The sequence below is a fragment of the Streptomyces sp. NPDC029151 genome (assembly GCF_055564315.1).
Genome location: NZ_JBVHWQ010000005.1, coordinates 349,460 through 360,444 on the forward strand (window position 1 = coordinate 349,460; position 10,985 = coordinate 360,444).

The following is a 10,985-nucleotide window of genomic DNA, read 5'->3' on the forward strand; positions in this document are numbered from 1 at the left end:
GTGCACGATGCCGGTCAGCGGGCCGTGGACGTCCGTGATGCGGGTGATCAGTTCCCGTACCGCGCGCGGGTCGGTCACGTCCACCCGCTGGTGGTCCACCCGCAGCCCGGCGGCCCGCAGTCCGTCCAGCGCGGTCCGCCGCTCCCCGTCGAGCGGCGAGCGGCCGGTGAGGACGACGGTGGCGTGGTCGACGGACGCGGCGATCTCGCGCGCCGCGATGAGGCCGAGGGCGCCGGTACCGCCGGTGATCAGGTAGACGCCGCCGGTGCGCCACGGGGTCGTGGCCGGGCGGGCGGGCGTCACCTCGGTGAGCCGCCTCACCTCGCGCCGGCCGTCCCGGTACCGGACCTCCGGCTCCACGGGGTGGGCCGCCTCGGCCCGCAGGCGGGTGGCGACCAGGTCCGGGGCGGCCCCGTCGAGGCAGTCGACGTACTGCGCGTGCAGCCGCGGGTTCTCCAGCCGTGCCGTCTTCAGCAGGCCGGTCAGGCCGGCGAAGCACTCCTGGCGGTCGGCGTCACCGGGCTCCCCGACGGCCACCACCTGGAGCAGTGTCTCGTGGCGCGGACCGGGTTCCAGCATCCCGCGCAGCAGGCCGAACAGATGCCGGCTCACGCCGAGGTACTGCTCGTCCAGCGGCCCGGTGCCGAGGTCCACGAGGTCGTAGGAGACGGACTCGGGCAGCGCCCGCGCCAGCGCGTCCCGGGCGGCGGCGTCGAGGCGTCCGACGAGGACGACGTGGTGCTCGGCGAACCCGGCGTGGCCGGGTGCGCCGTCCGCCTCGGCGGCCTCCCACACGGGGCGCAGGAGCAGGAGGTCGGCGGGCGGCTCGGCGACCGCACTCGAACCCTCGCCGTCGGTGAAAGAGCCGGTGCCGGTGTGGCTGTCGGTGCCGGTGCCGGTGCCGGTGTGGCAGTCGGTGTCGCTGTGGCCGTCGGTGTCCAGCCAGTACCGCTCCCGCGCGAACGGGTAGCCGGGCAGGCTGATGCGCCGGGCGGGTGCGCCGGCCGGACGCAGCGCTTCCCAGTCGACGGCGAGCCCGTCGGCCCAGTGGCGCAGGACCGCGGTCAGGTCGCCGCTCTCCCACAGCCCGCGTACGGCATCCCGGGCGTCGTCGGCCGTGAGCGGCACCGGTTCGCCGGGGCGGACGGTGCCGCGCTGCCAGCGGCCGGGCCCCGCCGGGTCGTCGGTGAACGCGTGCAGGGTGCGGCGGAGCGAGGCGAGGGAGTCCGCGGTGAAGGCGAGGCGTTCCTCCATCGCGACCCGCCCGGTCTGGAGCGTCCAGGCGATCGCCGGCAGGTCGTCGTCGGTCAGTTCGGCGGTCCGTACGGCGAGGCGCCGGGCCTGCTCGACGAGCTGGGCCGCGCTCTTCGCGGACAGCACGATCAGGGCCGGCCGCGGGTCCTGGGGCGCCGCCGGACGCCGGCCGGCCGCCGGCTCGTACTCGGCGATGACCAGGTGGGCGTTGGATCCGCCGGCGCCGAAGCTGGAGACGCCGGCGGTACGGGGAAGGGCGCGCCGCTCGCCGTCGGTCACGACCGTCGGCTGCCGCCACGGCTCCAGGACCTGCTGCACCCGGAACGGGGTGCGCGCGAAGTCGATGTGCGGATTGGGGGTGGCCGAGTGCAGGCTGGGCACCAGTGCGCGGTGCTTCATCTGCAGGAGCACCTTGGTGACGGCGGCGATGCCCGCCGCGCTCTCGCAGTGGCCGATGTTGGACTTGACCGAGCCGATCGCGCAGTGGTCCGGCAGCGTGCCGTCGCCGGCCGTGCGGAACGCCTTGACCAGGCCGGCGATCTCGATGGGGTCGCCCAGGGACGTGCCCGTGCCGTGGGCCTCCAGATAGCCGAGCTCCCTGGGTTCGACCCCGGCCTCGGCGAGCGCGCGGGCGATGACGTCGCCCTGGGCGACGGGGCTGGGCACGGAGAAGCCGTGGGTGCGTCCGCCGTGGTTGAGCGCGCTGCCCTTGACGACGCCGTGGATGTGGTCGCCGTCGGCGATCGCGCGGTCCAGGGGCTTGAGCAGGACGGCGCCCACGCCCTCGCCGGGGACGTAGCCGTCGCCGCCCTCGCCGAAGCTGCGGCACCGGCCGTCGCCGGCGGTGAACCTGCCCTGGGCGAGCATCAGGTACTTGTTGGGGTGGACGCTGACGTTGACCCCGCCGGCGATCGCCGACGCGCACTGCCCGCTCCTGATGGCCTCGCAGGCCAGGTGGATGGCGGTGAGCGAGGAGGAGCACATGGTGTCCACGGCCATGCTGGGCCCGTGGAAGTCGAAGAAGTACGAGACCCGGTTGGCGATGGACGCCGGGTTGCCCGACAGCGCGACCTGGTGGCCGCGGGCCTGCGCCTGGGCGCCGTGGAGCTGGTACTCCTCGTACATCACGCCGACGAAGACGCCCACCTTGCCGTGGGGCTGGAGGGCGGCGGTGTCGTCGTCCGCGGACCGCCGGGCGAGCAGCTCGCCGGTGTAGCCGGCGTCCTCCAGGGTGTGGTGGACGCACTGGAGGAAGAGGCGTTCCTGGGGGTCGAGGTACTCGGCCTCGCGCGGGGAGATGTGGAAGAACAGCGGGTCGAACTCGTCCACGCCGTCGAGGAATCCGCCCCACCGGCCCCCGGCCGGGTACCGGCGGTGGTCCCAGCGGCTCGCCGGGACCTCGCGGATGCAGTCGCGTCCGGAGCGGAGGTTCTGCCAGAACTCGTCGAGGTCGGCGGCTTCCGGGTACCGCCCGGCGACACCGATGATCGCGATGTCGGCCGAGGCCGGCGGGACGGCGGTGACGGCGGGCCGCCGGGAGACGGTGGGCTCCGGGGAGGCGGTGGTCTGCCGGGAGGCGGTGGGTGCCCGGTGGGGCGCGTCCGGCGCGGCGGCGGCCGGGACCGCGGCCTCGGCACCGAGCGCCGCCCGCAGCTGTCGCGGGTACTCCTCGGCGAAGTGGTCGCTGAGCGCCCGGATGGTGCGCACCTCGAAGAACAGCGTCTTCGGCAGCGGGCCGAACGGTCCCTCCAGATGGCGGGTGAGTTCCATCGCCATCATGGAGTCCATGCCGTAGTGCTCCAGCGGCGTGTCCACGTCGAGGCGGTCCGGTGCCACCTCCAGCGCGGTGGCGAGCTGTTCGCGCACGTAGGGCAGGGCACGGACGCCGAGCGGCTCCTCCGGGCGCGCGGGGGCGGGGCCGTGGCCGCCCGGTTCGCCGCGGAGCACGCGTGCGCTCAGTCCGGTCAGCTCCGCGCACACCCGTCCGCGTTCGTCCAGCAGGGTCACGTCGAGCTTGGCCGAGGAGGCGTCCGGCCGGCTGCCGTCCTGGTGCCTGATCCACGCGTACGCCGTCACCGGCGTCGGCGCGGTCGCCCGCAGGTGCTGCAGGGCGAACGGCAGGGCGGGCCTGCCGCCGTCGTCGCCGGCCCGGTCGGCGGTCAGTCCGAGGCCGAGCGTGGCCTGCAACGCGCCGTCCACGATGCTCGGGTGCAGGTGGTACGACGCCGGGTGCTCCGCCTCCGCGGGCAGCCGCAGCTCGGCGAGCACCTGGGGCCGGCCGTCGGGGGCGGTGCCGGTGCCGAGCCAGGTCACGGACCGGTGCGCCGGGCCGTACTCCATGCCGACGCGGCTGTAGCGGTCGTAGATCTGGTGCGCGGTGAAGACGGTGTCGGCGCAGGAGGCGCGCAGTTCGTCGAGCGGCGGGACGGGCGTGCCGGGCGTGTCGGTGAGCCGGGCCCGGCCCTGGCTGCACAGGACGCGCCGGCCGTCGGCGTCGACGCTGTGCAGGGCGTACTCGTGGACGTCGTCGGACACCCGGCGCACGTCGAGGCTCAGGTGCAGCCCGTCCGCACCGCACACGGCGGGCCGCAGCCACACGATGTCGTCCAGGCGTATGCGGCCCGCCCGGTCCTCGCCCACCAGGCGGGCGACCGCCGCGTGCGCCATCTCCAGATGGGCCGCGCCCGGCAGCACGCCGGCCCCCCGCACCCGGTGGTCGCGCAGGAACGGCTCGCTGCCGCTCAGGCGGGTCTCGTAGCGGGTCGTCGTGCCGTCCGGCAGCGACCGTTCCAGGAGGGGGTGCGGGCCCGTCGGGGCGGCCGGTCCGGCCGTGGCCACGGCCGTGGCGGTCGGCCGGTCGGTGCCGCGGCCCGCCCAGTACCGCTCGTCCGCGAACGGATAGGTGGGCAGTCCGGTGCGGCGCGGACGGGGCCGGCCGGCGTGGAGCCGCTCCCAGTCCACCGGGTGTCCGGCCGCCCACCGGTCGAGCAGCCGGTCGTACTGCTCCGCGTCGATCCAGCGGCGGGACGCGGCGAGCCGCTCCGTGTCGCGCACCGCGGCCGCGGCGGCTCCGCGGGGTACGGAACCGCGGTGCCAGCCCTCCGGGGCGGCGTCCGCGTCCGTGACCCGCGCGAGCCGCCGGCGCAGCTCCGCGAGCGAGGACACCCGGGTGGCGAGCCGCTCCTCCATGGCGTCACGGCCCGTCTGCAGGGTGTACGCCAGGTCGGTCAGGCGGGGCGTGGCGATGCGGTCGTCATCGAGGTGGGCCAGCAGGTTGCGGGCCTGGGCGGCCAGCCCGCCGGGGGTTCGGGCGGAGAGGACGATCAGCTCCGGGGTCGCGTCGACGGCGGGCTCCTCACGGCGGCTTCGGCCCCGGTACTCCTCCAGGACCACATGGGCGTTGACCCCGCCGAAGCCGAACGAGCTGACGCCGGCGCGGCGCGGCACCTCGGTGCCGTCGGCGTCCCGCAGCCGCTGCCAGGGCCGGCGTTCGCGCACGACGTCGAACGGGCTGTCGGTGAAGTCGAGGTAGGGGTTGAGATCGTGGCAGTGCAGGCTCTCGACCAGTTCGCCGTGGCGCATCTGCAGCAGGGTCTTGATCATGCCCGCGACACCGGCGGCGAGTTCCAGGTGCCCGATGTTGCTCTTGACCGAGCCCAGGCCGCAGCGGGCGGGCTCGCCGACGCTGTCGGGAACCTCGTCGCGCAGCGTGGCGAACGCGGTCTTGAGCGCGCCCACTTCGACGGGGTCGCCCAGCTCGGTGCCGGTGCCGTGCGCCTCGACGTACGTCACGGTGCGCGGGTCGATCCCGGCCCGGCGGTAGGCCGTCGTGAGCAGGTCGGCCTGTGCCTGGGGGTTGGGCGCGGTGAGCGAGTGCGCCCGGCCGCCGTGGTTCTCCGCGGTCGCCAGGATGACGCCGTGGACGCGGTCGCCGTCGCGCTCGGCGAGGGAGAGGGGCTTGAGGACGAGGATGCCGACGCCCTCGCCGCGCACGTAGCCGTCCGCCTGTGCCGAGAAGGTCTTGCAGCGGCCGTCCTCGGACAGCATGCCGGCGCGGCTGTAGCCGATGTGCAGGTCCGGGCTGACGATGGTGTTCACCCCGCCCGCCAGCGCCAGGTCGCTCGCTCCGCTGCGGAGCAGTTCGACGGCCCGGTGGACGGCGACCAGGGAGCTGGAGCAGGCGGTCTCGACCGGCTCGCTGGGGCCGTGCAGGTCGAGCAGGTAGCTGACCCGGTTGGGCCCGACGGAGCCGGAGACGCCGGTGGCGGCGTAACCGTCGCCGGTGAGCTGCCCGTCGAGCAGCAGGGTGCCGTAGCCGCTGGGCGCGGTGCCGATCAGGACGGCGGTGTCGCTGCCCGCCAGGCTCGACGGTGCGTGCCCCGCGTCCTCCAGCGCCTGCCACACGTGGGTGAGCAGGAGTCGCTGCTGCGGGTCCATGGCGGTCGCCTCACGCGGCGAGATGCCGAAGAACAGCGGGTCGAAGCGGTCCACGGCGTCGAGGAAGCCGCCCCAGCGCACCGGCCGCGGGCCGGATCCGTACGCCGGGTCGTCGTGGAGGGCGCGCCAGTCCCAGCGGTCCTCGGGGATCTCGGTGATGCAGTCCCGGCCCTGCCGGAGGTTGTCCCAGAACGCGGTGAGGTCCGGGGCCTGCGGGAAGCTGCCGCTCATGCCGATGACGGCGATCGGCTCGGTCTCGCGCCCGGTGGGCACGGCGGACGGTTCCCGTCCCTCGCGCACCCGGGTGGCCCCGGGGGTCTCCACGGCGGCCGTACCGGGTTCGGTACGGGCGGGGCCGTTGAGGCGGAGCGGCTGCTCGCCGTGGGTGGCGACGAGGTGGGCGGCGAGGGCGCGCAGGGTGCGGTGCTCGAAGAAGACGGTCGGGGCGAGCGTCAGTCCGTGGCGTTCGCCCAGACGGCCGGCCAGCTCGGTGAGGCTGATCGAGTCGAAGCCGTACTCCCCCAGCTCCTCGTCCGCGTCGATCTCCGCGACGGGCAGACCGAGTTGGGCGGACACCTCCGCGGCGACCGCGGCGATGACGGCGTCGAGGTCCGCGGTGCCGCGGGGGGCGGGCCCGGTGACCCCGGAGGGAGCCGGATCCGTGGCCGGGGACGGGGCCGGGTCGGTGGTCCGGGAGGGGGCGGGCGTGTACCGGTCCGCGAGGTGGGCGGCGAGTCGGCGGGGGGTGGGGTGCTCGAAGAAGACGGTCGGGGCGAGTGCCAGACCGTGCTGGTCGCCCAGGCGCTCCGCCAGCTGGGTGAGGCTGATCGAGTCGAAGCCGTACTCCCCCAGTTCGCCGTCCGGCTCGATCTCCGCGGCCGGGAGACCCAGCTGCGCGGCGATCTCCTCGACCAGGACGCGCTCCCAGCCCGCCGCGTCCGGGCCGGCGGGCTCGGCGACACGGGAGGGGTCGGCGACACGGGAGGGGTCGGCGACACGGGAGGGGTCGGCGACGGGGGCGGTCACGGGACCGGCGGTGTCCGGGGACGAGTCGGCCGGGGACACGGCCCCGGGTGCCGGCCGGGTGAGCGGCGCGAGACGGGTGAGCAGGGTCTCCCGGTCGCCGTGCAGCACCAGCATCCGCTCCCGGCCGGAGGCGAGCAGGGCGTGCAGCGCGCGCAGTCCGTCCGGCGTGGGCAGCGGTGTCACGCCGAGCCGGGCCAGCCGCTCCAGGCCCGCGGCGTCGACCCGCATCCCGCCGTCGGCCCACAGCGGCCAGCTGACGCTGACGGCCCGGCCGGAGCGCAGGCCGCGCGCGGCGAGTTCGTTGCGGTGGGCGACGTAGGCGTCCAGGAAGCCGTTGGCCGCCGCGTAGTCCGCCTGCCCGGCGCTGCCGAACGCGGCCGCGTTGGAGGAGAAGACGACGAACCGGTCCAGCGGCAGGTCGCGGGTGGCCTCGTCGAGGTGGACGACACCCGGCACCTTCGGGGCGAGGACGGCGTGGACGTCCGCGTCCTGCTTGCCGGCGATGAGACCGTCGCGCAGGACGCCCGCGCAGTGCACGATCGTGTGGAGCGCGCCATGACGGCTGCGCACGCCGTCGACGAGGTCCCGGACGGCGGCCCGGTCGGTCAGGTCGGCCTGGCGGTACTCGACCGTGAGGCCGGGCCGGCGCAGCGCGGCGAGGGTGCGCTCGGTGTCCGGCGCGGACGCGGAGCGGCCCACGAGGACGAGCACGCCCTCGGTGAGGCCGCTCGCCAGGTCGCGGGCGAGGTGCAGCCCGAGCCCGCCGAGCCCGCCGGTGATCAGGTGGACACCGCCGTCGCGCCACGGCGCGTCCGCCGTGACCGCGGAGGCGTTCACGGGGAGTTGCGCGAGGCGTCGTACGTACGTCTCGCCACCGGTGCGGCGGACCTCGGCCTCGCCGGGGTGCCGCTGGGCCGCGCGGACCGTCCGGTCGAGGGCCGTTGCCGTCGGGGCGTCGAGGTGTTCGACGTACTGGGCGCGCAGCCGGGGGTGCTCCAGGCGGGCCGTGCGCAGCAGTCCGGACACACCCGCCATGAGGCGGGCCCGTGGCGCGTCCTGCCCGGCCACGACGACCTGGAGGAGGTGGTCGCGCGCGGCGCCGGTCGTGGTCAGGGCGCGTATCCCGGTCAGGAGCGCGCGGGTCAGCCGCTGGTAGTCCTCGTCCGCCGTGCCCGTCCCGGTGCGGAACGCGCGCAGTTCCGCACCGGCCGGGAGGAGGGCGGGCAGCGCGCGGGCGAGCGAGCCGTCCGGGTCATCGCCGACGAGCCACACCGTGTGCCCGTGGCCGTCGGCCGGGGCGTCGCCTGGTTCCGCGGCGGGCGGGCCGGCCGGCTCCCAGCGCGGTTCCAGCCACAGGGATTCGCCCTGCGGCACGGTGGCGTCCGGGCGGGCGGGTTCGGGGTCCAGCCAGTAGGGGTCGGCCGCGAAGGGGTAGGTGGGCAGGGAGGTCCTGGCGGGGCGGCCCGTCTCGAAGAGGGTGTCGAAGGGCAGGGCACGGCCCGCGGCGTACTGCTCGGCCAGCGCTTCGAGCTGCCGTCGGCCGACCTGGTCGGCGGCGCCGGACGGCTGTCCGCGGAAGCCGCCCGCGGGCCGCTCGGGCTTGCGGTCGCCGCGGTGTACGGCGGGGTCGGCGCCGGTGCGCAGCCAGTTCTCCAGCGTCTCGGTCACCTGCGCGGTGCTGTCGGCGACCAGCGCCAGGCGGTGCCGGAAGTGCTTGCGGCCCAGCAGCAGCGTGCAGCTCAGGGCGCGCAGGCTCTCCTGCGGGTGGGTGCGCAGGTGGTCGAGCAGCCGCCGCGCCTGGTCGCGCAGTTGCGTCTCGGTACGCGCCGACAGGGCGACGAGCCGGGCGCCGGGCGCCTCCCGCCCGGCGGCCCGAGCCGGGCTCGGCGGGGCCTCCGCGAGCACGACGTGGGCGTTGGTGCCGCTGTAGCCGAAGGAGCTCACCGCGGCGAGCCGGGGCCTGCCCCGGTCCGGCCACGCGCGTTCCTCGGTGTTCACGTAGAACGGTGTGCCGCTGAGGTCGATGTGCGCGTTCAGCCGGTCGTACTGGATGGTCGGGGGCAGCGTGGCGTGCTTCAGGGCGAGTACGGCCTTGAGGGTGCCCGCGACGCCCGCCGCGCAGGCGCTGTGGCCGATGTTGCTCTTGACCGAGCCGATGGCGCAGTACGCGGTGCGGTCGGTGCGGGCGCCGAAGCTCTGTACGAGGCCGTCGATCTCCACGGGGTCGCCGAGGGCCGTGCCCGTGCCGTGCGCCTCGACCAGTTCGATGTCGGACGGGTCGATGCCGAACCTGTCGTACACCCGCCCTTGGAGCGCGGCCTGGGCGTCGGCGTTCGGCGCGGTGATGCCGTTGGAGCGGCCGTCCTGGCCCACGCCCCAGCCCTTGACGACGGCATGGATCCGGTCGCCGTCCGCCAGCGCGTCCGGGAGCCGCTTCAGCAGGAGCATGCCGACGCCCTCGGCGGGGACGAACCCGTCCGCCCGGTCGTCGAAGGCGTGACAGCGTCCGGTCGGCGACAGGGCGCGCAGCTGACTCATCGCCACGTGGACGCCGGGGCCCGGGATCACCCAGACGCCGCCGGCCAGCGCGGTGTCGCTGTCGCCCAGGCAGAGGCTGTCACAGGCGGCGGCGAGCGCCACGAGGGACGACGAGCACGAGGTGTCGATGGACAGGCACGGGCCCTTGAGGTTCAGCGTGTAGGAGATCCGGCTGGCCGTGATCGCGCTGTTGGTGCCCAGGTTCTGGTGGGCACTCAGCCCGCTCTCGTCGACCCGGCCGCCGTAGCCGTTGACCGAGCAGCCGATGAAGACGCCGCAGCGCGAGCCCGAGAGGGTCTCGGGGTTGTGCCCGGCGTCCTCGACGCAGCGCCAGCTCTCCTGGAGCAGGAGGCGCTGCTGCGGGTCCATCGCCTCGGCCTCGGCGGGCGAGAGGGCGAAGAACAGGGGGTCGAAGTGGTGCGCGTTCTCCAGGACGCCCATCCACTTGCTGTACGACTTGCCGGGCGTCCCGGGCCGTTCGTCGTAGAACCGGTCCACGGCCCAGCGGGAGGGCGGCACCTCGGTCACGCAGTCCCGGCCGGTGACGATGTTCGCCCAGAACTCGTCCACGTCGGCGGCCTGGGGGAAGGCCCCGGACATGCCGATGACGGCGATGTCCACGAGGTCGACGGACGGGCGGGGGGCGCGGTCGGGGGCAGCGGGGGCGGGGGAAGAGGCACGGGTAGGGGCAGGGGCAGGGCGTGCGGGGGGCGCCGGGGCGTCGGCCGGGACCTCGGCCTCTGCGGGGACCGGCTCCTCCACGGGGACCGGCTCCTCGACCGGAACCCGCTCCACGTCCCCGGCCAGCCCCTCGGCCGGGCTCGTCCCGGCCGGGCTCTCCTCGCCGGCAGCCGTCGGCGCGGGCAGTGACGCCCCGTGTTCCCGTGTCAGGTGCGCGGCCAGTTCGGCGATGGTCGGGTGGCCGTAGACCGTGGTGGCGGAGAGCGCGAGGCCGAGGCGGGTGTTGACGGACCTGGTCCAGGTGACGCCCGTGATGGAGTCCAGGCCCAGCTCCACGAAGGGCGTGTCGTCGTCGATGTCGGACTCGGCGAGTTCGAGTTCCCTGGCGAGACTCTCCCGGAGCCAGCCGGTCAGCGCGTCCTCGGCGGCCCCGGACGCGGGGGCGGCGGGGGTCTCGGAGGCGGCCTGGGAAGCGGGCTCGGGCGCGCCGGCCGTGTCCTCCAGGCAGTCGGCCACGTGCGCGGCCAGGTCCGCGACCGTGGGGTGGCTGTAGACCTGGGTGGCGGAGAGCGCGAGACCGAAGTGCGTGTTCAGCTTGCGCGTCCATGTCACGCCGGTGATGGAGTCCAGGCCCAGTTCGACGAAGGGAACGTCGTCGGCGACGTCCGCGACGGGCAGCTCCAGCTCCTCCGCGAGGCTCTGCCGCACATGGTCGGCGATGGCGTCGCGCCCACGCGTGCCGTCGACGCGGGCAGCCGAGGACCGGGGGGTGGTGGCACTCATCAGATCTCCCATGACGCCCTCGATCAGGGCGGCCAGCTCGCCGAACGTGGGGTGACCGCACACCTCGGCCACCGTGAGGGACAGCCCGAGGGCACGGTTGATCTCGCGCAGCCACACGACGCAGGAGATCGAGTCCAGGCCCAGCTCCACGAGGGGGAGGTGGTCGGGGCTGGAGGTCAGATCGGTTCCCAGGACGCCGCCCAGCGTCTCTTGCAAGAACCGCCGCAGGTCACTCTCGCTGCGCATCCTAGTACCTGAGGACCGGC

The 10,985-nt window shown here is 75.2% G+C and carries 1 protein-coding gene (cut by a window edge); it reads right to left on the reverse strand.

The genetic code is table 11. The features are described from left to right. A protein-coding gene (locus tag ACZ4VF_RS21335; RefSeq protein ID WP_467927749.1) for an SDR family NAD(P)-dependent oxidoreductase crosses the window boundary here: on the reverse strand, positions 1 to 10,965 show its 5' portion. 3,414 nt of this gene lie to the left of the window's left edge; the window shows 10,965 of its 14,379 coding nt (coding positions 1–10,965); its start codon is at positions 10,963 to 10,965; its stop codon lies off the left edge, out of view. Between the last annotated feature and the right edge of the window lie 20 nt (positions 10,966 to 10,985).